The organism is Actinomadura sp. NPDC048394 (genome assembly GCF_040651755.1).
In the GTDB taxonomy this organism is placed as follows: Bacteria; Actinomycetota; Actinomycetes; order Streptosporangiales; family Streptosporangiaceae; genus Spirillospora; species Spirillospora montaniterrae.
The window spans coordinates 1-21308 of record NZ_JBEZJL010000034.1 but is presented as its reverse complement, the minus strand read 5'-3'; the positions used below and the strand labels follow the sequence as shown (position 1 = coordinate 21308).

The following is a 21308-nucleotide window of genomic DNA, read 5'->3' as shown; positions in this document are numbered from 1 at the left end:
ACTGCGGGAACTTTCTGGGAGCGCTCCCACTGCGGGCCGGGCCTAGCGGCACTCCACGCCGTTCAGGGTGAACCGGGACGGCCGCCCGTTCCCCCCGTCCTGCCTGCCGAGGAACCCGAACTCGACCGTCCCGCGCGGCGGGATCGACCGGTTCCAGTCCGCCGCGGTGACCGTCACCGACGCGCCGTCCTGCTGCTGACCCGCGTTCCACACCTGCGTGATCGACTGGCCGTCGGGGAAGGCGAAGCCCAGCCGCCACCCGTCGATCGCGGCCGTCCCGAGGTTGGTGATCCGCACCGTCGCCTGGAAGCCCTGCGGCCACGACCCGTCGATCCGGTACGCCACCGAGCACGCGGTGACCGCGGCGGTCGCGCTGGTCCCGGACGGGGCGGGCGCCTTCGGCGGACCGCCGGCGTTCGGCGAGGAGTCCGGGGTGAGCACGCCGATCAGCAGCGCCGCCAGGCCGACCGCGCCGACCGCCGCGCCCGCGATGACCAGCGGCCTGCGCGACGGCCCCGGCCCGCCGCCCGCCTGCACGCCGCCGGCCTGCGCGCCGGGCGGCGGCGCGCCCGGCGCGGGCTCGCTCGATGTGGGGTCGCCGGACGGCTCCGGGAGCGGCTCGTCCAGCACGCGCGTCGGTGGATGCTCGCCACCGCCGACGGCCGCCGCCTCGGCGTGCTGCGGGAACGGGGCGAGCTGCACGCCCGCCGCGTCCGCGAGGATCCGGGCCGCCTCCGGCGCCGCCGGACGCGCGCCGGGGTCCTCGTCCAGGCAGCGCCGGCACAGCTCCGCGACCTCGGCGGGGACGCCGTCCGGCAGCGCGCCGACGACCGGTGCGGGGGCCTCGCCGGTCAGGGCCTGGTTCAGCACGACGCCGAGCGAGAACACGTCGGCGGACGGCCCCGGCTCGGCGCCCGCGAGCAGCTCGGGGGCGACGTAGGCGGGGGTGCCGAGGACCGGCCCCTCGGACGTCCCGGTGAACGCGATGCCGAAGTCGAGGACCTTCACCCCGACCGGCGTCAGGAACACGTTCGCGGGCTTGATGTCGCGGTGCACGACCCCGGCGGCGTGCGCGGCGGCCAGCGCGTCGGCGATCCGCGCGCACACCCCGGCCGCCTCCCGCCAGGGCATCGGGCCGCGCGCGAGCCGCGCCGCGAGGGTCTCGCCGTCGAGCAGCTCCATCACCACGTACGGGACGCGCCGCCGCTGCGCGAACCGGCCCGTCCGCGGCGTGATGTCGTCCTCGCCGTAGTCGTAGACGCCGGTGATGCTCGGGTGGGCGAGGCCGGCGGCGGCCTTGGCCTCCTGGCGGAGCCGGCGGCCGAGCTCCTCCGGCCAGCCGTCCGCCGGGACCTTCACCGCGACGGCGCGGTCCAGGACCTGGTCGGTGGCGCGCCAGACGGTGGCCATCCCGCCGGCGCCCAGCGGCGCCTCCAGGAGGTAGCGCTCCCCGAGCCGGTCGCCCGGGGCGACGATCTCGGGCATGGGGGCAGCCTATGCCGGACTCAGGGCACGAGGTACCGGGTGTCGCGGACGTCGGTGATCGCCATGTGCCCGGGCGCGTGGCCGATCGCGAGCTTCGGGCGGGACGCCATGACCGCGGCCTGCGGCGTCACCCCGCACGCCCAGAACACCGGGATCTCGTCCACCCGGACCTCCACCGGGTCGCCGAAGTCGGGCGCGTCCAGGTCGTCGATGCCGAGTTCCAGCGGGTCGCCGACGTGCACGGGCGCGCCGTGCACGGACGGGTACCGCGCCGTGACGCGGACGGCGTCGGCGACCTGCGCGGCGGGGACGGGCCGCATCGACACGACCAGCGGGCCGCCGAACTCTCCGGCGCGGCGGCACATCCGGTTCGTCCGGTACATCGGGACGTTGGTGCCCTGCTCGATGTGCCGGACCGGGACGCCCGCCTCGCGCAGCGCGTCCTCGAACGTGAAGCTGCACCCGATCAGGAAGGACACCAGGTCGTCGCGCCAGTACCCGGTGACGTCGGGCACCTCCGCGACCGGCTCGCCGTGCTCGTACACGACGTAGCCGGGCAGGTCGGTGCGCAGGTCGCCGGCGAACAGCGACGCGGACGCCTCGCCGGGCTCGGTGACGTCCAGCACCGGGCACGGCTTGGGGTTGCGCTGCGCGAACAGCAGCAGGTCGTAGGCCTGGTCGCGGGGCACGGCGATGAGGTTCGCCTGCGTCCAGCCGGAGCACCAGCCGGCCGTCGGGACGCGCAGCCCGGCGCGGAACAGCGCCCTGGCCTGGTCCGGGCTGAGCGAGCCCGGGTCGATCGGATTCGTCACGGTCCCTCCTGTGGTGGTCGCGGGCCTGCGAGCGGGGGCGCGGGATGCGGCCGGAACCGCAGCCGCTGCCCGGGGCGCGCCTGCGCGGCGCGCCCGACGTCGGCGGAGACGACCACCGCGATGACCGGGTAGCCGCCGGTCACCGGGTGGTCGGCGAGGAACAGCACGGGGAGCCCGGACGGCGGGACCTGCAGCGCGCCGGTGACGGTGCCCTCGCTGGGCAGCTCGCCGCGTCCGGCGTGCTCCAGGCGGGGTCCGTCGAGCCGCATGCCGACCCGGTCGATCTCGCTGGTCACCTCGTAGGGCGAGCGGAACAGCGCGGCCAGGGCGCCGGGGGCGAGCCAGTCGGCGCGGGGGCCGGGGATCGCGCGCAGCTCGACGTCCCGTGCGGGCGGCGGCGCGACCGGCAGGGCGTCCAGCTGCGGGTTCGCGCGCGGCGGCGGGCCGACCGGCAGCAGGTCGCCGGGTTTGAGCGGGGCCGGGCCGAGGCCGGACAGCGTGTCGGTGGAGCGGGAGCCGAGGACGGGCGGCACCGCGATCCCGCCGCGGACGGCGAGGTAGCTGCGCAGGCCCGTGGCCGGCGTGCCCATGCGCAGCTCGGCGCCGTCGGGCACGTGGAAGACCGAGAACGGGGCGACGGCGCGGCCGTCGACGGTGAGGGGCGCGGGTGCTCCGGTCACGGCCGCGAACGCTCCCCCACGGGACCGGACGTGGAGCCCGCCGAACGTGACCTCGATGGCGGCGGCGTCCTCGGGATTGCCGACCGCGCGGTTCGCGAGCCGGAACGAATCCGGGTCCGCGGCGCCCGCCACCCCCACGCCGAGCGCCGCGTGACCCGGACGTCCCAGATCCTGAACGGTTGCCAGGAGTCCTGATTGGAGAACGTCCAGGCCCCGCTTCATGGTTCCCTCCGGACGAAACGAACTTTTACCCCGGGCCTGAGCAGGGCGGGCGGGTCCCGGTCGAGGTCCCACAGGACGGCCTCCGTACGCCCTATGAGCTGCCAGCCTCCCGGCGACTCGACCGGGTAGACGCCGCTGAAGCGGCCCGCGAGCCCGACCGCGCCGGCCGGGACCCGGACCCGCGGGGTGCCGCGGCGCGGGACGTCCAGCCGGGGGTCGCCGCCGTCCAGGTAGCCGAACCCGGGGGCGAACCCGGTGAACGCGACCCGCCACGGCGTGCCGGTGTGGGCGGCGGCGACCTCGTCGGGGGTGAGCCCGGTCAGCGCGGCGACCTCGGCGAGGTCCGGGCCGTCGTAGACGACGGGGACCTCGACGGCCGCCGCGGACCCGGCCGCCGCGCCGGGCCGCGCGCCGCGCACGGCGGCGGCGACCCGGGCGGGGTCGGCGGACGGGTCGAGCAGCAGGGTCAGGGTGCGGGCCGCCGGGACGATGTCGGCGACGCCGCGCGGCGGGGCGGCGGTCAGCGCCGTGTACAGCCCGAGCGTCGCCTCCGGACCGGGCAGCTCGACGAGCAGCGCCCGGTCGCCGTTCGGCAGGATCCGCACCCGTTCCCTCAGTTCCACAGGTCTTCTATGCCCGACAGCGCGTTCCAGCCGAGGTACAGCGACAGCAGCCAGGCCGCGACGCCGAGGCCGAGGAGCCAGGCCGGGTACCGGTAGCCGCCGAGCAGGTCGCGGCGGCGGGCGGCGACCCACAGCAGCACGGCCAGCCCGAACGGCAGGATGAGCCCGTTCAGCGCGCCGGCGAGGATCAGCAGCTTGGCCGGGGTCGTGCCCATCGCCAGGTAGATGGCGGTGGAGACGACGATGAACGCGACGACGAGCCGGTTGCGGTGCCGCTCGATCCAGCCGGAGAACGACACCAGGAACGACACCGAGGTGTACGACGCGCCGATCACCGAGGTGATCGCGGCGGACCACATGATCAGGCCGAACACGCGCAGCCCGGTCTCGCCGGCGGCGTGCTGGAAGGCCGACGGCGCGGGGTTGTCCTTGGCGAGCGTGACGCCGCCGGCGACGACGCCGAGCACGGCGAGGAACAGCAGGACGCGCATCACGCCGGTGACGAGGATCCCGGTGATGGCGCTGCGGTTGATCTCGCGGATGTTGCCCGGCCCGGTGAGCCCGGACTCGATCATGCGGTGGGCGCCGGCGTAGGTGATGTAGCCGCCGACGGTCCCGCCGATGAGGGTGGTGATGACGAGGAAGTCGACCTGCCCGGGCGCCACGGTCTGGCGGAGCGCGTCGCCGATCGGCGGCCCCGACTCCACCGCCACGTACAGCGTCATGATGATCATGACGGCGCCGAGCACCACCACGATCCGGTCCATCGCGACGCCGGCCCGCCGGATCAGGAAGATCGCGATCGCGACCAGCGCGGACAGCGCGCCGCCGATCTTGACGTCGAGGCCGAGCAGCGCGTTCAGCCCGAGCGCGCAGCCGGCCACGTTGCCGATGTTGAACACCAGCCCGCCGAAGACGTCGAGGGCGGCGAGCGCGTAGCCGCCGCCGGGCACCACCGAGTTGCCGAGGTCCTGGGCGCGCCGTCCGGAGACGCCGACGATCCGCCACACGTTGAGCTGGATCGCGATGTCGACCAGCACCGACACCAGGATCGCGAACGCCATCGCGGCGCCGAGCTTGGCGGTGAAGGTGGTCGTCTGGGTGATGAACCCGGGGCCGATGGCGCTCGTGGCCATCAGGAACATGGCGCCGAGGAGGGCGCCGCGGCGGGACGAGGTGGGCGGGGAGGCCGGCGTGTGGTCGAGGGTGGTTTCCGTCATGGCTGCCCCTTCCGGGGAGTCGGCTTTCCGACAGCGTAAGGATTGTTCAACAATCCTTCAATCCCCTTGTTGAGGAATTCTCCCCGGAAGGGGATACGGTGGTCCCGGACGAGTTCCGCGCGCGCCCGGGCGGCGCCGCGCCACCGCGGGGAGGACGGGCCGATGCCGGCGCAGGAGTCGTGGCTGGACACCATCGCGGCGGCGCGGGACGACATCGGCCGGCACAGCACCGCCGACCGCGTCGCCCACCTGCTCCGCGAGCAGATCACCGACGGCCGCCTCGTCCCCGGCCAGCGGCTCCCCGAGGAGGACCTCGGCCGCGCCGCCAAGGTCTCCCGCAACACCGTCCGCGAGGCGTTCCGGCTGCTCATCAACGAGCGGCTGCTCGTGCACGAGTTCAACCGGGGCGTGTTCGTCCGCCGCGTCACCGCCGAGGGGCTCGCCGACCTGTACCGGGTCCGCCGGATCCTGGAGTGCGAGGGCGTGCGGTGCGCGCCGTCCGCCCCGCCCGGGGCGCTCGCGCGGGTGGAGGCGGCCGTGGCCGACGGCGAGCGCGCCGCGGCGGACGACGTGTGGGAGCAGGTCGGCACCGCCGACATCCGCTTCCACCAGGCGCTCGCCGCGCTGGTCGGCAGCCCCCGGGTGGACGAGATGACCCGGCACCTGCTGGCCGAGATGCGCCTGGTCTTCCACGAGATGGGCTCGCCGCGCGAGTTCCACGAGCCGTACCTCGCCCGCAACCGGCGGCTCTGCGACCTGCTGCGGCGGGGTGACGTCGAGGCCGCCGAGGCGGAGCTGCGCTCCTACCTCGACGACGCCGAGGCGCAGCTCACCAAGGCCTACCGCGAGCAGGAGTGAGCGTGAGCGGCCAGGCGTCTTACGGCGCGTAGTTCATGACGTGGTCGTGCAGCAGCTGCGGGGCCCGCGGGTCGCGGCGGCGGAACGCCTCGATCAGCTCGGCGTGCTCGGCCGACTTGGAGTAGATCTCGGTGTGGTGCAGCCGCAGCGACAGCGTCGTCCACAGCTCGATGCCGAGGCCCTCCCACACCGAGAACAGCAGCCGGTTGCCGGCCGCCTCGACGATCTCGCGGTGGAAGGCGATGCTGAGCCGCATCTGCTCGTGCAGGTCGTCGCCGCGCGCCGCCTCGCTCAGCTGCCGGTTGCGCTCCTCCAGCGCGTCCAGGCAGCCGGCGATGCGCGCCATGCCGAGCTCGGCGGCGGTGCGCTCCAGCCCGGCGCGGACGGGGAAGATCTCGGCGAGGTCCTGCTCGGTGAACGCGCGGACGCGGGCGCCCCGGTTCGGCAGCGACTCGATCAGCCGCTGCGCCTCCAGCTGCCGCAGCGCCTCGCGCACCGGCCCCTGGCTGACGCCGAGCTCGGTGGCGATGCGGCGCTCGACGATGCGCTCGCCCGGCTCCCACCGGCCCGAGCTGATGCCCTCCACGATGAACTCGCGGATCTGGTCGGCGAGCCCGGTGCGCAGCAGCTGGGCGGGGACGGGCGTGTTCACGGGAGCCAATATTAGACGGGGCGACGGTAAGTGAGTCTTGACGCCCGAGGAGATAGACTCGAATATGATCGATCATTGATCAATGATGATCGGTGAGCGTCGTGGCGATCCTACGGCGTTCCCCCGGACTTAGGAAGGTCGCCGATGGCTGAGACCACCCGGTCAGCTACCAAGGCCGCTCCGGCTCGCACGACCCGGAGAGCGCGCGGCACCAAGGCCTCAGGGCCGACGGCCGGCGCGGCGAAGAACGGTGCCGCGCGCGCGGTGAACGGCGCCGCGCCCGGCGGCCCGGCGGAGAGCGCCGAGACGCTCGTGGCGTACTACCGCCAGATGCTGCTGATCCGCCGCTTCGAGGAGCGCGCCGCGCGCGCCTACACCGAGGCCAAGATCGGGGGCTACTGCCACCTGAACCTCGGCGAGGAGGCGACCGTCGTCGGCCTGATGGCCGCGCTGCGCCCCACCGACTACCTCTTCACCAACTACCGCGAGCACGGCTACGCCCTCGCCAAGGGCATCTCCGCCGAGCGCGTGATGGCCGAGCTCTACGGGCGCTCCACCGGCGTGTCCAAGGGCTGGGGCGGGTCCATGCACCTGTTCGACGCCGAGGCGCGGCTGCTCGGCGGGTACGGCATCGTCGGCGGGCAGGTCCCGCTCGCGGCCGGCGCCGCCCTCGCCGTCTCCTACAAGGGCGGCGACGAGGTCGTCATGTGCCACATGGGCGACGGCACCACCGCGATCGGCGCGTTCCACGAGTCGCTGAACATCGCCGGCCTCTGGGACCTCCCGGTCGTCTTCGTCGTGATCAACAACGGGCTGGGCATGGGCACCACCGTGGAGCACTCCGCCGCCGAGCCCGAGCTGTACCGGCGCGGCGCCGCCTACCGGATGGAGAGCGTCCGGGTGGACGGCACCGACGTCGTCGCCGTCCGCGACGCCGCGCGCGTCGCCGTCGAGCGCGCCCGCGCCGAGAGCAAGCCGTACCTGCTGGAGACCGTCAGCCCCCGGCTCAAGGGCCACTCGGTCGTCGACCCGGCCCGCTACCGGTCCAAGGAGGAGAAGGAGGCCCTGAAGGCCGCCGACCCCCTCGCCCGGATGGCGCTGGAGCTGGAGGAGGCGGGGATCCTGTCGCACGACGACCGGGACCGCCTCGACGCCGAGGTCACCGCCGCGATCGACGCCGCCGCCGCGTTCGCCGACGAGAGCCCGGCCCCCGAGGTCTCCACGCTGTTCGACTACACCTACGCCACCCCGGTCCCGGGCGAGCTGCGCCGCCTGCCCGCCGACCCGGTATTCAGTTCCTGAGGAGCACGCTGATGGCACCCGTCACTTACCGCCAGGCGCTCCGGGACACGCTGCGCGCGGAGATGCTCCGCGACGAGAACGTCTTCCTGATGGGCGAGGAGATCGGGCTCTTCGAGGGCTCCTACAAGATCACCGAAGGGCTGCTCAAGGAGTTCGGGCCGAAGCGGGTCCGCGACACCCCGATCGCCGAGGAGGGCTTCGTCGGCGCCGCGATCGGCGCCGCCATGCTCGGCCTGCGTCCCGTCGTGGAGATCATGACGATCAACTTCTCGCTGCTCGCGCTGGACCAGATCGTCAACCACGCCGCCAAGATCTACGGCATGTTCGGCGGCCAGGCCAGCGTGCCGATGGTGATCCGCACCCCGGGCGGCGGCGGCCAGCAGCTCGGCGCCACCCACTCGCAGAACGTCGAGCTGTTCTACTCGTTCATCCCCGGGCTGAAGGTCGTCGCGCCGAGCACGCCCGCCGAGGCGTCCGCGATGCTGAAGGCCGCGATCCGCGACGACGACCCGGTGCTGTTCCTGGAGAACCTCGCGCTCTACAACACCAAGGGCGAGCTGCCGGCCCCCGTCGAGGAGATCGAGCCCGCCGAGATCGGCCGCGCCGCCGTCACCCGCCCCGGCACCGACATCACCATCATCGGCTACTCCCGGATGGCGCGCGTCGCCTCCGAGGTCGCCGAGACCCTCGCCGCCGAGGGCGTGTCCGCCGAGGTCGTCGACCTGCGCAGCCTGCGCCCGCTGGACCGCGCGACCGTCGTCGAGTCGGTCCGCAAGACCGGCTGCGCGGTCGTCGCCGAGGACGACTGGCTCACCTACGGCATCGGCGCGGAGATCGCCGCGACGATCCAGGAGGGCGCCTTCGACTGGCTGGACGCGCCGGTCCGCCGCGTCGCGATGGCCGAGGTGCCGCTGCCCTACGCCAAGTCCCTGGAGTCGGCGGCGCTGCCGTCCGCCGACTCCCTGCTCACCGCCGTCCGCGACACGCTCCGCGCGACCGGCCGTCCGATGCTGGAGCCCGCCCGATGACCGAGATCCTCATGCCGCGCCTCTCCGACACCATGGAGGAGGGCGTCATCAGCTCCTGGCAGAAGCAGCCGGGCGACGAGGTGGCGGTCGGCGACGTCCTGGTGGACATCGAGACCGACAAGGCGGTCATGGAGTACGAGGCCTACGAGGCCGGCGTGCTCGAGAAGATCCTCGTCGGCGAGGGCGAGACCGCCGCGATCGGCGCGCCGATCGCGGTGATCGCCCCGAAGGGCGGCGCGAGCACAGAGGCGGCGGCGGCCGAACCGGCCCCGGCGCCCGCCGAGCCTGCCCCGGCCGCCGAGCCCGCGCAGCCCGCCGCCGCGCCGGCGCCCGAGCCCGAGCCGGTGCCCGCACCGGCCGCCGCGCACCCGGCACCTGCCCCGGAGGGGCGCAAGACCGGCGCGTCCCGGCCGCCGTCGTCGCCGCTGGCGCGCCGGCTGGCCCGCGACCACGGCCTCGACCTCGCGTCGCTGACCGGGTCCGGGCCGGGCGGGCGCATCGTCCGCGCCGACATCGAGGCCGCGATCCGCGACGGCGCGCAGCCCGCCGCCCCGGCCCCGGCCGCAGCGCCGGCCGCTGCCCCGCAGGCGCCCGCCGCCAAGCCCGCCGCCCGGCCCTCCGCCGAGGACCCGGACGTCGAGGCCGTCCCGCTCAACCGCTTCCGCAAGGTCGCGGCGCGGCGGCTCACCGAGAGCAAGCAGAACGCGCCGCACTTCTACCTCAACCGGGAGGTGGACGCCGAGGCGCTGCTGGCGTTCCGCGCCACCCTCAACGAGGCGCTCGCCCCGGCGAAGGTCAGCGTGAACGACCTGGTCGTGAAGGCGGTGGCCACGGCGCTGCGCGAGCACCCGGAGGTCAACGTCTCCTACACCGAGGAGAACCTGCTCTTCCACAAGCGGGTGCACGTCGGCGTCGCCGTCGCGGTCCCGGACGGGCTGGTCGTCCCGGTCGTGAAGGACGCCGACCGCAAGAGCGTCTCGCAGATCGGCGCGGAGACCCGCGAGCTGGCCGGGAAGGCGCGCGACGGGAAGCTGTCCGCGCAGGAGATGAGCGGCGGCACGTTCAGCGTCAGCAACCTCGGCATGTTCGGCGTCGACTCGTTCTCCGCGGTGATCAACCCGCCGGAGGCGGCGATCCTCGCGGTCGGCGCCGTGCGCGACGAGCCGGTGGTGCGCGACGGGCAGGTCGTCCCGGGCAAGCGGATGGCGGTGACGCTCTCGGTCGACCACCGCGCCTGCGACGGCGCGACGGCCGCGAAGTTCCTCGCCCGCCTGGCCGAGCTGCTGCAGAACCCGCTGCTGATCGTGGCCTGAGCCACGGGGTGAGCCGAGCGTGAGCGCGTGGCTCCGGTGATCGCGGAGGTCACCGGGGCCGCGCGCCACTTGTCGTCTTTCTGACGACATGTGATCATTGCCGGCATGGCGGTCAACGTTCCGCTGGGTCCCCTGCTGGATCCGGCGTTCCACCTCGGGTCGGTGCCCACCACGTGGGCGGAGCTGCTCGGCTTCGCCACCGGCGCGGTGAACGTCTGGCTCGTCGTCCGGCAGAACATCCTCAACTGGCCGATCGGGATCGCCAACGTCGTCCTGCTCGGGCTGGTGTTCCTGGACGGCGGGCTGTACGCCGACGCCGGGCTCCAGGTCGTCTACGTCGTGCTCCAGCTGTACGGCTGGTGGGTGTGGCTCTACGCGGGCGACGGGCGCGACGAGCTGCCCGTCCGGCGCACCGCCCGCACCGAGTGGTTCGCGCTCGCCGCCGCCGGAGCGGCCGGGACGGCGCTGCTGACCTGGATGCTGTCGGCCTGGACGGACTCGACCGTCCCGTTCTGGGACGCGCTGACCACCGCGCTGTCGCTCGTCGCGACCTACGGGCAGTCCCGCAAGCTGCTGGAGTCGTGGTGGCTGTGGATCACCGCCGACCTGATCTACATCCCGCTGTACTTCTACAAGGAGCTGAAGCTGACCGGCGCCCTCTACGTGCTGTTCCTCGCGCTGTGCGTCGCGGGCCTGGTCGCCTGGCGCCGCGACCTGCGGCGGCGGGAGGCGGCCCCGGTGCCGGCATGACCCGCGAGCACGGGCTCGTCATCGGCAAGTTCTATCCGCCGCACGCCGGACACCACCACCTGATCGACACGGCCGCCGCGGCGTGCGCGCGGGTGACGGTGGTCGTCGCCGCGTCGACCGTGGAGAGCGTCCCGCTCGCGCTGCGCGCCGCCTGGCTGCGGGAGGCGCACCCGCAGCCGCACGTGGAGATCGTCCCGGTGGTGGACGACGCGGAGATCGACTACGGGTCGGACGAGATCTGGTCGGCGCACGTCGCGGCGTTCCGGGCGGGGCTCGCGCTGCGGTCGGGGCTCGGCGTGGCCGTCCCGCCGGTGGACGCGGTGTTCAGCTCCGAGCCGTACGGCGCCGAGCTGGCGGCGCGGTTCTCCGCCGTCCACGTGCCGGTGGACCCGCCGCGCGAGCGGTTCCCGGTCAGCGGCACCGCCGTCCGCGCGGACCCGGTGGCGGCGTGGGAGTGGCTGTCGCCGCCCGTCCGCGCGTACCTGGCGCGCCGCGTCGTGGTCACGGGCGCCGAGTCGACGGGCACGACGACGCTGGCGCGCGCGCTCGCCGCGCACTACGCCGGACGCGGCGGGGTGTGGGCGGCGACGCGGTGGGTGCCGGAGTACGGACGCACCTTCACCGAGGAGAAGCTCGCCGCCGCGCGCCGCGCCGCGTCCGACCCGTCGCTGTGGCTGGACGACCTGGCCTGGGAGTCCGCCGAGTTCACCGCGATCGCCGAACGGCACGCCGCGCTGGAGGACGCCGCCGCCCGCACCGGTTCGCCGCTGCTGGTCTGCGACACCGACGCGTTCGCGACCGCGCTCTGGCATGAGCGGTACCTCGGCGCGCCCGCGCCGGACGTCGAGGCCGTCCACGCGCGGGTGCCGCACCACCTGTGGATCCTGACCTCGCCCGACGGGGTGCCGTTCGAGCAGGACGGCTGGCGGGACGGCGAGTCGATCCGGTCGTGGATGTCGGGCCGCTTCCAGGAGGAGCTGGAGAAGCGGGACCTCCCGCACATCGTGGTGACCGGCCCGCACGAGGAGCGGCTCGCCGCGGCGGTCGAGGCCGCCGACGCGCTGCTCGCGCGCGGCTGGTCGTTCAGCGCCCCGCTGGCTCCGTAGCGGCGGGCGGTTCCGCGCCGGCGGACGGCTCCGCGCCGGCGGGCGGTCCGGCGTCGCCGGGCGCCCGGTCGACGCGGAAGAGGTCCTCGTCGATGCGGTCGAGGGCCAGCCGGACGGCGCCGAGCCCGATCGCCTCGTCGCCCAGCCGGGACGCCTCGATGCGCACCGGGCTCAGGCACAGCGGCAGGACGTGCCGGCGCAGCGCCTCCACCAGCGGCGCGCCCGCGCCGACCAGCGGGCCGCCGACGACGATCATCTCGGGGTCCAGCGCGAGGGCCATCGCGGCGACGCCCCGGGACATCCGCGCGGCGAGCCGGTCGACGGCCCGCAGCGCGTCCGGGTCGCGCCGGCCGGCCGCGGCGAGCACCCGTTCGGCGTCCTCCAGCGCGGGCCCGGCGGAGGCGAGGCCGGCGAGCGCGGCGCCGGCCGCCCCGGGCCGGGGCTCGGGCCCCGGCTCGGCGCCGGTGACCAGCACGGCGGTGGTGTAGCGCAGGCCCAGCTCCGGCAGCATGCCGATCTCGCCGGCGGCGCCCCACCGGCCGCGGTGCAGGCGCCCGCCGATCAGCGCGCCGGCGCCGGTGTGCAGCCCGGCGTGCACGCAGACGACGTCGTCGGCCGCGCGGGCGGCGCCGCGCCACCGCTCGGCCAGCGCGGCGAGGTTGGCGTCGTTCTCCACGAGGACGGGGCAGGCGAACGAGCGGCCGAGCTCCCGGCCGAGCTCGACGCCCTCCCAGCCGGGCACCGCGGCGCAGCGGGTGACGGTGCCGTCGGGGCCGACGACGCCGGGGGTGCCGGCGGCGACGGCCCGCAGCGACCGCCGGTCGATCCCGGCCTCGGCCAGGCACGCCTTGACGGCGGCGCGGACGGCGGCGATGCGGGCGTCCGGCCGGGCGTGGGTGTCGAGGCCGGCGCGGTGGCCGCCGACGACCTCGCCGGACAGGTCCGTGACGAGCAGCCGCACGTGGTGGGCGTCGATGTCGGCGCCGAGCGCGTGGCCGGCCTCGGCGCGGAACCGGTAGCGGCGCGCGGGCCGGCCGAGGCCGCTGCCCGGCCGCGGCGCGACCTCGGCGACCAGGCCGCGGCCGATCAGGTCGCCGAGCACGCCCTCGGTGGTGGGGCGCGACAGCCCGACCCGGCGGGCCAGCCCCGACAGCGTCGACTCGCCGCCGTCGCGCAGCTCGCGCAGGGTCGCGGCGGAGTTCAGGCGGCGCAGCACCGAGAGGTCGCCCCCGTGCAGCGAGCGTTCGGACACGGCACCCCCTGACTTATGGAAGGCACCTGCATAAGTGGGCCGGACGGCGCCCACGATACCCCGGACCGGCGGCGCGGTCCTCAGCCGCCGTACGTGAGGCCGTACCCGAACGGGAAGAGCGGCTCCTTGCCGTCGCCGCGGTTGACCGGCTCCTCTCCCCCGCCGCGCGGCCACGTCACCGGCAGCCGGCCGGACGGCCGCACGGCGCCGAACAGGACGTCGGCGACGCCCGCCCCCTCCGTGCCCGGCAGCCACGACGCGACGAGCGCGTTCCAGCCGCCGAGCCGGGACGCGACGTCCAGCGGGCGCCCGGAGACGAGGACGACCGCGACCGGAACGCCCGAGACGCGCAGCCGCTCGATCGTCCGCACGTCCTCGTCGTCGAGGGCCAGGCCGCCGGGCCGGTCGCCGTGGTACTCGGCGTACGGCTTCTCGCCGACGACGGCGACCGCCGCGTCGTAGGACTCGTCGATCCCTTCGCCGTCCCGGTCGTAGGCGATCTTCGCCTGACTCCCCGCGACCTGCTTGATGCCCTGCAGGATCGTCGTGCCGGGGGTCGTCCTGCCGGGCGCGCCCTGCCAGGTCACCGTCCAGCCGCCGGACTGCATGCCGATGTCGTCGGCGCTGCGTCCCGCCACGAAGACCTTCGCGTCGCGGCGCAGCGGCAGGACGCCGTCGTTCTTCAGCAGCACCTGCGACTCGGCGACGGCCCGGCGGGCCAGCGCCCGGTGCGCGGCGCTCCCGACCGCCGCCAGGTGGCTCCGGTCGGCCATCGGCCGCTCGAACAGCCCGAACCGGACCTTCTCGGTCAGGATGCGGCGGTTCGCGTCGTCGATCCGCGCCATCGGGACCGTCCCGTCCTTCACCTCGGCGCGCAGGCCGGCGATGAAGTCCTTCCATTTCTGCGGCACCATGACCATGTCGATCCCGGCGTTGACGGCCTTCGCGATCTCGTCCCTGGTGAACCCCGCCTTACCGTCGATCCGGTCGACGCCCTGGTAGTCGGACACGACGAACCCCTTGAAGCCGAGCTCGCCCTTCAGCACGTCCGTGATCAGGTACCGGTTCGCGTGCATCTTCACGCCGTTCCACGAGCTGTACGACACCATCACCGACGCGACCCCGCGCCGCACCGCCTCCCGGAACGGCGGCAGGTGCACGGCCCGCAGCTCCTCCTCCGAGATCTTCGCGTCGCCGCGGTCCCGGCCGCCCTCGGTGCCGCCGTCGCCGACGAAGTGCTTCGCCGTGGCGAGGACGGACGCCGGCCCGCCCGGCTCCGCGCCCTGCAGCCCGTCGATGAGCGAGGCCATGGCCGACGGGAGCGCCGGGACCTCGCCGAACGACTCGTACGTGCGGCCCCAGCGGTCGTCGCGGGCGACGCACAGGCAGGGCGCGAAGTCCCAGTCCGCGCCCGTCGCCGTCATCTCCTCGGCGGTCGCCGCCCCGATGTCGCGGACGAGCGCCGGGTCGCGGGCGGCGCCGAGCCCGATGTCGTGCGGGAAGATCGTCGCGCCGACCACGTTGTTGTGGCCGTGCACTGCGTCCACCCCGTACATCATCGGGATGCGCAGCGGCGCGGACAGCGCGCCCTTCTGGTACCCGTCGACCATGTCGGCCCAGCTCTCCGCCGTGTTCGGCGAGGGCGCCGAGCCGCCCGCCGACATGACCGACCCGATCCGGTACCGCCCGACCTCCTCCGGGGTGATGTACCGGCGCTCCGGCTGCGTCATCTGCCCGAGCTTGTCGTCCAGGCTCATCCGCGACAGCAGGTCGTCGACGCGGGCCGCGACGGGCAGCGCCGGATCGAGATAAGGGGCGGCCGGGCGTGCCGCGCCGCCGGCGGCGAGCGCGGGCACCGGGCCGAGCACGAGGAGCGCCGGCAGGCCGAGGGCGAGCAGCCGCCACCGGACCGCCTGCACGGAGAAGCAGTACATGAGGAAGGTTTTTCCGGCGACGGCCATTCCCGGCACAAGCGGGCGCAAGCGGCCGGCAATATCTGCCGGCCGCCGCCCACCCAATACCGCTATTTCCTATTAAGGGCGACCGCCCGGGATCGAACCGAGGACCTCCAGGACCACAACCTGGCGTGCAGACCACCACACCACGGACGCCGTGTCTCCGGTAGGAATCGAACCTACGCCCTCCGGGTCCGCAACCCGGCGCGCTCTCCTCTGCGCCACGGAGACTCGATATTCACTTGTACTGCGTACTGGGCGCAGGAATCGAACCTGCCTGATGCGGCTTATGAGACCGCCGGATGCACCAGCATCCCTGCCCAGCCTGCGCGGAGGGTGCGAGATTCGAACTCGCGCAGGGTGACCCCTGACGACGGCTTAGCAAGCCGCTGCCTTTCCGCTCGGCCAACCCTCCGAGGGTGCGTTCGGGGAACGTTCCGGGAAACAAAAAGACCGCCCGTTCTGCTCGGGCGGTCGGCGTCAGGACGCGATGGTCACGTCCTGCGGCGGCTCCCGAGGCCGGAGTGGCTGCTGCGGTGCATTCGGTGATGGCGCATCTTTCCCTCTCCTTCCGGCCTCGTTCCGTTCGACGCCCATATTGCCGCAGGGGTTCCGCCCCGGCAACACATTATTTCCGGGGCGGCCCGATGGGAGCCGCCCCGGATTCCCTACTCGTCGAAATCGGTGCTGCGGATCAGCGGCTCCCAGGCGTCGAACTCCTCGCGCAGGCCGTCGAGGCTCGCGGCGACCGCGTCGGCGGCGTCGCTGCCGAGCGGCAGCCGCAGCGGCGTGTCCTCGGCGTCCAGCGCGGTCAGGATCGCGGCGGCGGCCTTGGCGGGGTCGCCCGGCTGCTTGCCGTCGCTGTCCGGCAGGCCCTTGCGCACCTGCCCGACGGTGCCGGCGTACTCCGGCATCTCGGCGGCCATCAGCAGCCCGCCGCCCGCGAACGACGTCCGGAACGCGCCCGGCTCCACGATCATCACCTTGATGCCGAACGGCGCGACCTCCCCGGCGAGCGCCTCCGTCAGCCCTTCCAGCGCGAACTTGGTGGCCGAGTAGCCGCCGACGCCCGGGAAGGACAGCCGGCCGCCCTGGCTCGTCAGCTGGACGATCGCGCCGGACCCCTGCCGGCGCATGTGCGGCAGCACCGCCCGGGTCAGCGCGGCGGGCCCGAAGAAGTGCAGGTCCATCAGGTCGCGCAGCTCGCGGTCGGTGGTCTCCTCCACCGCGCCGACCAGGCCGCGCCCGGCGTTGTTCACCAGGACGTCGATCCGGCCGTGCCACAGCAGCACGTCGGCCACCACGTCCGCGATCCGGCCGTGGTCGGTGACGTCCAGCGCGACCGCGTTCACGCGGCCCGGGTGGCGCTCGGCGAGGTCGTCCAGGGCCTGCGGGCGGCGCGCCGCCGCGACGACGGTGTCGCCCGCCGCGAGCGCCGCCTCCGCGATCGCCCGCCCGAATCCCGAGGTCGCCCCCGTGATCAGCCAGACCCGTCCGGTTCCGTTCTCAGTTGCGTTCGTCATGGCTCGTTTATCGCAGGCGCGGCACCGCGGCGTCCAAGACAGAGATCAACATGACCGATAAAGAGCCTTTATCATCGCAGCATGGAGCTGCGTCAGCTGCGCTACCTGGTCGCGATCGCGGACGCCGGCAACCTCGGCCGGGCCGCCGAGGCGCTGTTCGTCAGCCAGCCGGCGCTGTCGTACGCGCTGCGGCGGCTGGAGTCCGAGCTCGGGGTGCGGCTGTTCGACCGGCACGCGGGCGGGGTCACCGCGACCGCCGCCGGGGCCGATGTCGTCGCCGAGGCCCGCCGGACGGTCCGCCAGGCCGAGCGGGTCACCGCTGCGGCGGAGCGGCACCGGCGCGGCCAGACCGGGGTGCTGCGCGTCGGGTTCGAGGCGAGCGGCGCCGGCGAGCTGACGACCCGGGCCCGCTCCGAGTTCGCCCGCGCGCATCCCGGCGTCCGGGTCGAGCCGAAGCGGTTCGACTGGGGCGGCGAGGCGGACGCGCTGCGGTCCGGGGACGTCGACGTGGCGTTCGTGTGGCTGCCCGCCGACCTGACGGGCCTGCACTCGGAGATCGTCCACACCGAGCCGCGGATCGTGGGGCTCCCGTCCGACCATCCGCTCGCCGGTAACGAGGCGGTCGGCATCCTCGACGTCGCCGACGAACCCCTCCTGTGGACGGAGCGGGCGCCGCGCGAATGGGTGGACTGGTGGGCGGTCAACCCGCGCCCGGACGGGTCGGAGCCGCGGTGGGGGCCGACCAACGACAACGTCGAGGAGATGCTCGAGCAGGTCGCCGAGGGCGTCGCGATCTGCTTCGCCCCGTCCAGCATGGCGCGCTACTACACGCGGCCCGGCATGGTCTGGGTGCCGCTCACCGGCGTCGAGCCGCTGCGGGTCGCGCTCGCCTGGGCGGACGGCGCGGACGGCCCGCTGGTGCGGTCGTTCGCGGAGATCGTCCGCGGCCTGGTCACCGGGTGACGGGCGCGCCCAGCGTCGCGTGCAGGGCCCGCAGCGCCTGGTAGACGCGGACCTTGACCACGTCGACCGGCACCCCCAGCAGGGCGGCGGCCTCGTTGACCGAGCGCTCCCGGAAGACCGTCTCGGTGAGGATCTCGCGGTGCGCCGACGGCAGCGCCTGGAAGGCCCGGGCGACCGCCGCGGAGCGCGTCCGCTCCCCCGGTGCGCCGGGGGCGAACGAACCGGTGTGCTTGCCCATTCGCAGTGCCACGCAACGAACTTCGCACCGCGAAGCCCCCAAGGCGCCCCCCTTATGCCGTCTTTAAGGAAGAGTTGAGGCGCCGATTCGAGGGCTGGATCCGATCACGTCCGGCACCGTCCGGAAGAGTCGCCCTGGCAGCCGCTCACCTGCGCAAACGCAGGCAGGGAAACCCACGGTCCGTCCGGCGGAGTCGAGGTAGGTCGAGCAAGATCGATTTACCTTGGCTCCCGCCGGCGGCTCCCGTGGCTCCCCTCCGCTCAGCAGGAAGGAGGGCACACACCATGGCCCTGAGGATCAGCGAAAACACCATGGTCACAGACCTCAACGGCGAGATCATCGCCACGGCCACCCGCATCCCGGACGGCTGGCACGTCACCACATGGCCACGCCCCCTCGACCGCAACTCGGCGATCACAGCCATGTTGCTCGCCGAACGCGTCATCACCCACGGCGAGGACGACCTGTGCGTCATGGAGTGGCGTCGGGAACTGGCCAATGGTTGATCGCCTCATCCGGATCACAACGGCTCTGGCAGTCGTCGCGGTCGCCGTGGTGGCCGCGATCATCTCGTACCGCCACGCCTACGAACTCGTCCACTCCCACGGCGAGGCGGGCACAACGGCGCGCCTCGTCCCGTTCACGGTGGACGGCCTCATCTGGGCGGCGTCCATGGTGATCCTGGACGCGAGTCGCCGCAAGCAACCGGCGCCCGCTCTGGCCAAGTGGAGCCTCGCCGTAGGCATCGTGGCGACGGTAGGCGCCAACGTGGCGCACGGCGCGTCCCACGGCGTCATAGGCGCCCTCGTGAGCGCATGGCCGGCGCTCGCCCTCGTCGGCTCATTCGAGCTACTCATGACGCTCACTCGCACCGCAGCGCGCCACACCGCACCACCCCAGGACGAGCAACGCACCATCGTGGAACACCACGAACCACCAAGCACCGAAGTGAAGCAAACCCTAGAACAAGCGGTACTAGCCGAGTATCTCGCCAGCCTGGACGGCCCCGGCCGCCCCCTCTCCCAGCGCTACCTAGCCGAGAAGCACAACATCGACCGCCGCAAGGTCAAGCAGATCATCACCAACGCGGAACACTCCGCGTCGGCGTGAACCACGAGAGCCCCTGTCACGCACCATCCAGACCGACAGGGGCTCTCGCATGCTTCCCCTACGCACTCAGTAACGCCCCGCCTGTCTAGGCTGCGCCACCGCCAGTGACAACTTATAACCTTCAGACATTTACAAGAATGCACACTAATAACGACCAGGCCCACCGTCCGATACATAGACAGTCGTTTCCGTCACGCAGTCAAACTCCAGAATAGGAGAACCAGAAATTGCCACAAACCTACTCCGTCGCATGAGGGCGTCACCTAGACCAGTTCCCACTGTTTGATAAATAAGATTCACAAGGTAGGGTCGCTTCTCTTTGCCCTCAACCACGAGACGCACGCCAGCTTGTACCAATAGATCGAAGGTTGGAGGACGCCGAGCAACGAGGATCCCACCGCACTGTAGGCCCGTCCAGAGATCGGCAACAACCTCTCCGCTACCCCCGGCAGCCAATAAGTCTCTGGTCACACCGTCCGGCATTCTAGCGCGAACGGCACGCAAACCCTGTATTACGCCCGAGAAACGCCAAGGATCCAGTGAACGAAATATAAATCCAGACGCATATGCCGAAAATGGTATCGGGTCTCGCCAAGCGACCGCAGACTGCAAACTGTTCGAGATTGCAACTTTGCTCCACATATCTGTTCGCAATCGCTCTATCCAAACTTGCCCACGGCGAGTCAGCAGTAGCGTTGGATCTATCAGTATCAGCATGCAGCAAGTGTCTCATAACTAACTAACGATCGCGTACATTGCTACCTTGGAAGCCCATTGACGCCGCGACGCGATCACTGCCTTCCCGCGCGGATATCCAGGCCAGGTCATGTCGGTGAGCTGGACAGCCGTGCAAGGCACTGCAACTCGCGCCGGCGGCAACCACGAAGGCTCCTGCTACGAACCATCCCGTCCATGACAGAGGATTGGCATGTCCACTACCCGACCGGCGACGCCGCCGCCCACACGCGCTCAAAACTCTCCAGGTAGGTGCTCGCCATGTCGCCATCCTCCGCGCGTCGCAGGTGGAGCACCGGCGCGTGGGATGCGGCGATGCCGTAGGCGTGCGGATTGATCAGAAGGTCGTCATCGGCACGGTAGATCGAGTTGTAAAGGACGGTGTCATGTAGCCGGATCTCTACGCCGTCCACCTCGCCGAGAGCCCGGTAGTGGACAAGGGCGTTGCGGATCTTCGCGGCCATCGACTCGCCAACGCCCTCATCACTTCCGCGTTCCGCAACGCATGCCCCGTCCGAATCTCCGAGCAGGATCCGCACACGCACCCCACCACGCGCTCTCTCGGCGAGCGCGCGCATGATGCCCATGTCCTCGGCGAGGAACAGTCCCGCGTAGGCCAGAATGCCGATCTCGTCCCGGGCGCCCTGGAAGAGCTGTTGCCACACCGGACGAGGGACGGCCCACCGGTGCGGGTACGTTGCCAAGACCTCAACCACCGGCGGATCCGTCCGGACGGCCGGCACGGCGAGCTGTGGCCAGAGATCCGCCTCATCCTTCCCGAGTAGCGCGGCCACGCGTCCGCGGTGCCGCGCGTACGGTACGCGCCCGGCAAGCCATCGGTGAACGGTCTTGGGATCCACTCCCACCCGCCTCGCGACGTCAGCTTCGGCGAGACGGGCATCAGCAAGGGCCCGCCGCAACAAGTCGTTCACCAGACCTCCCGGGGACACAAGCGAGGACGACGCACTCAACGACGCTAACAGAAGACGTCCCAAGACGTCCCTAGATGCCGATAGAGAGGTCCCGGACCGGACGCGAGGCTCAAGGCACACCGCGAACGCCACGTTCGCCAGGACGACCCCACGCACGCCAAGGAGCCACCATGCACACCGATCGGCCGTACCCGGCCGCCCCCACGCACACCGCCGTCGACTCGGACTCGGCTGACAAGGAACTCGCAAACCTGCGGAGGGACTTCACTGGTCACCGGATCTGGCGTGGCGTACGCAGCGACGGGAGTCTCGGGGATTGGGTAGCGAGCCTGCACGACCCGGCCGCCGGAGTCGACCCCACGGTGATCCAGTCCTCGCCCGCCGCGTTGCGTGAGGCACTCGTCAACGAGGCCGCACGGGCCGAGATCAAGCGCGCGGTGAACTGGTGATCGGACGCCTGCGAACGCCGCGCTCACCATGGACCGGGACCGCGAAGGGGAGCGCGGTTCCGCGGGGGGAGGTGGAGGCGGCGCGGTCGGTGAGTGTCCC

Annotated in this window: 21 protein-coding genes and 4 tRNA genes; 10 read left to right on the top strand and 15 right to left on the bottom strand. The window is 72.9% G+C overall.

All coding sequences use genetic code 11. The features are described 5' to 3' along the window. Window positions 1-42: 42 nt before the first annotated feature. Genes AB0C78_RS24860 through AB0C78_RS24840 form a run of 5 tightly spaced genes read right to left on the bottom strand, consistent with a single transcriptional unit; the run spans window position 43 to window position 5042 of the window. Window positions 43-1485 (bottom strand): cellulose binding domain-containing protein, encoded by a 1443-nt coding sequence (locus AB0C78_RS24860; RefSeq protein WP_360751827.1) that lies wholly within the window; start codon window positions 1483-1485, stop codon window positions 43-45. A 20-nt stretch (window positions 1486-1505) separates the two neighbouring features. Beyond that, the gene (locus tag AB0C78_RS24855) at window positions 1506-2297 is read right to left on the bottom strand and encodes a putative hydro-lyase (protein WP_360751825.1); all 792 of its coding nucleotides are present in this window, start codon (window positions 2295-2297) and stop codon (window positions 1506-1508) included. Then, a complete protein-coding gene (locus AB0C78_RS24850) occupies window positions 2294-3199 on the bottom strand; it encodes a biotin-dependent carboxyltransferase family protein (RefSeq protein WP_360751822.1) in 906 nt (301 codons plus the stop codon). Before AB0C78_RS24850 ends, AB0C78_RS24855 begins: the two co-directional genes overlap by 4 nt. Further along, complete coding sequence (locus AB0C78_RS24845; protein WP_360752048.1) at window positions 3196-3804, bottom strand: allophanate hydrolase subunit 1; 609 nt, start codon at window positions 3802-3804, stop codon at window positions 3196-3198. The genes AB0C78_RS24850 and AB0C78_RS24845 overlap by 4 nt, the downstream gene beginning before the upstream one ends. A gap of 8 nt (window positions 3805-3812) precedes the next feature. Further along, entirely contained in the window at window positions 3813-5042 is a 1230-nt protein-coding gene (locus AB0C78_RS24840; RefSeq protein WP_360751820.1) for an NRAMP family divalent metal transporter, read from the bottom strand. 162 nt (window positions 5043-5204) lie between these two features. Between AB0C78_RS24840 and AB0C78_RS24835 the strand changes: the two genes are divergently transcribed. After that, the gene (locus AB0C78_RS24835; protein ID WP_360751817.1) at window positions 5205-5900 is read left to right on the top strand and encodes a GntR family transcriptional regulator; all 696 of its coding nucleotides are present in this window, start codon (window positions 5205-5207) and stop codon (window positions 5898-5900) included. 19 nt (window positions 5901-5919) lie between these two features. Here AB0C78_RS24835 and AB0C78_RS24830 read toward each other — a convergent pair whose 3' ends face one another. Further along, window positions 5920-6552 (bottom strand): GntR family transcriptional regulator, encoded by a 633-nt coding sequence (locus AB0C78_RS24830; RefSeq protein WP_360751815.1) that lies wholly within the window; start codon window positions 6550-6552, stop codon window positions 5920-5922. Window positions 6553-6696: 144 nt separating this feature from the next. Between AB0C78_RS24830 and pdhA the strand changes: the two genes are divergently transcribed. From pdhA to AB0C78_RS24805, 5 genes are all read left to right on the top strand, one after another. Next, on the top strand, window positions 6697-7854 hold the full coding sequence (gene pdhA, locus AB0C78_RS24825) for a pyruvate dehydrogenase (acetyl-transferring) E1 component subunit alpha (protein WP_360751813.1): 1158 nt from the start codon (window positions 6697-6699) through the stop codon (window positions 7852-7854). An 11-nt stretch (window positions 7855-7865) separates the two neighbouring features. Continuing rightward, window positions 7866-8882, top strand: a complete 1017-nt coding sequence (locus AB0C78_RS24820; RefSeq protein ID WP_360751811.1) for an alpha-ketoacid dehydrogenase subunit beta — start codon at window positions 7866-7868, stop codon at window positions 8880-8882. After that, window positions 8879-10195, top strand: a complete 1317-nt coding sequence (locus AB0C78_RS24815; protein WP_360751809.1) for a dihydrolipoamide acetyltransferase family protein — start codon at window positions 8879-8881, stop codon at window positions 10193-10195. The genes AB0C78_RS24820 and AB0C78_RS24815 overlap by 4 nt, the downstream gene beginning before the upstream one ends. A gap of 105 nt (window positions 10196-10300) precedes the next feature. Continuing rightward, window positions 10301-10945, top strand: a complete 645-nt coding sequence (gene pnuC / locus AB0C78_RS24810; protein ID WP_360751806.1) for a nicotinamide riboside transporter PnuC — start codon at window positions 10301-10303, stop codon at window positions 10943-10945. Then, window positions 10942-12051 (top strand): AAA family ATPase, encoded by a 1110-nt coding sequence (locus AB0C78_RS24805; protein ID WP_360751803.1) that lies wholly within the window; start codon window positions 10942-10944, stop codon window positions 12049-12051. Before pnuC ends, AB0C78_RS24805 begins: the two co-directional genes overlap by 4 nt. Here the strand turns inward: AB0C78_RS24805 and AB0C78_RS24800 are convergent. The 7 genes from AB0C78_RS24800 to AB0C78_RS24770 form a co-directional block, all read right to left on the bottom strand. Then, window positions 12029-13303: an ROK family protein gene (locus tag AB0C78_RS24800; RefSeq protein WP_360751800.1), complete on the bottom strand. Its 1275-nt coding sequence runs from the start codon at window positions 13301-13303 to the stop codon at window positions 12029-12031. The genes AB0C78_RS24805 and AB0C78_RS24800 overlap by 23 nt on opposite strands. 80 nt (window positions 13304-13383) lie before the next feature. Beyond that, complete coding sequence (locus AB0C78_RS24795; protein WP_360751797.1) at window positions 13384-15285, bottom strand: glycoside hydrolase family 3 N-terminal domain-containing protein; 1902 nt, start codon at window positions 15283-15285, stop codon at window positions 13384-13386. A gap of 55 nt (window positions 15286-15340) precedes the next feature. Then, a tRNA-His gene (locus AB0C78_RS24790) sits at window positions 15341-15415 on the bottom strand. A gap of 1 nt (window position 15416) precedes the next feature. Next, window positions 15417-15489, bottom strand: a tRNA-Arg gene (locus tag AB0C78_RS24785). Window positions 15490-15510: 21 nt separating this feature from the next. Next, window positions 15511-15583 (bottom strand) — tRNA-Met (locus tag AB0C78_RS24780). A gap of 5 nt (window positions 15584-15588) precedes the next feature. Continuing rightward, window positions 15589-15673 (bottom strand) — tRNA-Ser (locus AB0C78_RS24775). Between the two features lie 253 nt (window positions 15674-15926). Beyond that, the gene (locus AB0C78_RS24770) at window positions 15927-16781 is read right to left on the bottom strand and encodes an oxidoreductase (protein ID WP_360751795.1); all 855 of its coding nucleotides are present in this window, start codon (window positions 16779-16781) and stop codon (window positions 15927-15929) included. Between the two features lie 81 nt (window positions 16782-16862). Here AB0C78_RS24770 and AB0C78_RS24765 point away from each other — a divergent pair, with 81 nt between their 5' ends. Next, the gene (locus tag AB0C78_RS24765; protein WP_360751793.1) at window positions 16863-17744 is read left to right on the top strand and encodes a LysR family transcriptional regulator; all 882 of its coding nucleotides are present in this window, start codon (window positions 16863-16865) and stop codon (window positions 17742-17744) included. Here AB0C78_RS24765 and AB0C78_RS24760 read toward each other — a convergent pair. Beyond that, window positions 17734-17994, bottom strand: coding sequence for a sigma factor-like helix-turn-helix DNA-binding protein (locus AB0C78_RS24760; protein ID WP_225992169.1), 261 nt, complete (start codon window positions 17992-17994; stop codon window positions 17734-17736). The genes AB0C78_RS24765 and AB0C78_RS24760 overlap by 11 nt on opposite strands. A gap of 272 nt (window positions 17995-18266) precedes the next feature. Between AB0C78_RS24760 and AB0C78_RS24755 the strand changes: the two genes are divergently transcribed. Together AB0C78_RS24755 and AB0C78_RS24750 are read left to right on the top strand one after the other, a co-directional pair. Then, window positions 18267-18488: a hypothetical protein gene (locus AB0C78_RS24755; RefSeq protein ID WP_360751791.1), complete on the top strand. Its 222-nt coding sequence runs from the start codon at window positions 18267-18269 to the stop codon at window positions 18486-18488. Next, entirely contained in the window at window positions 18481-19092 is a 612-nt protein-coding gene (locus AB0C78_RS24750; protein ID WP_360751788.1) for a DUF2637 domain-containing protein, read from the top strand. Before AB0C78_RS24755 ends, AB0C78_RS24750 begins: the two co-directional genes overlap by 8 nt. A 935-nt stretch (window positions 19093-20027) precedes the next feature. Here the strand turns inward: AB0C78_RS24750 and AB0C78_RS24745 are convergent. After that, window positions 20028-20759, bottom strand: a complete 732-nt coding sequence (locus AB0C78_RS24745; RefSeq protein WP_360751785.1) for an XRE family transcriptional regulator — start codon at window positions 20757-20759, stop codon at window positions 20028-20030. Window positions 20760-20929: 170 nt separating this feature from the next. On the opposite strand from AB0C78_RS24745, the gene AB0C78_RS24740 reads away from it, so the two are divergent. Further along, window positions 20930-21208, top strand: coding sequence for a hypothetical protein (locus tag AB0C78_RS24740; RefSeq protein WP_360751782.1), 279 nt, complete (start codon window positions 20930-20932; stop codon window positions 21206-21208). Window positions 21209-21308: the final 100 nt, after the last annotated feature.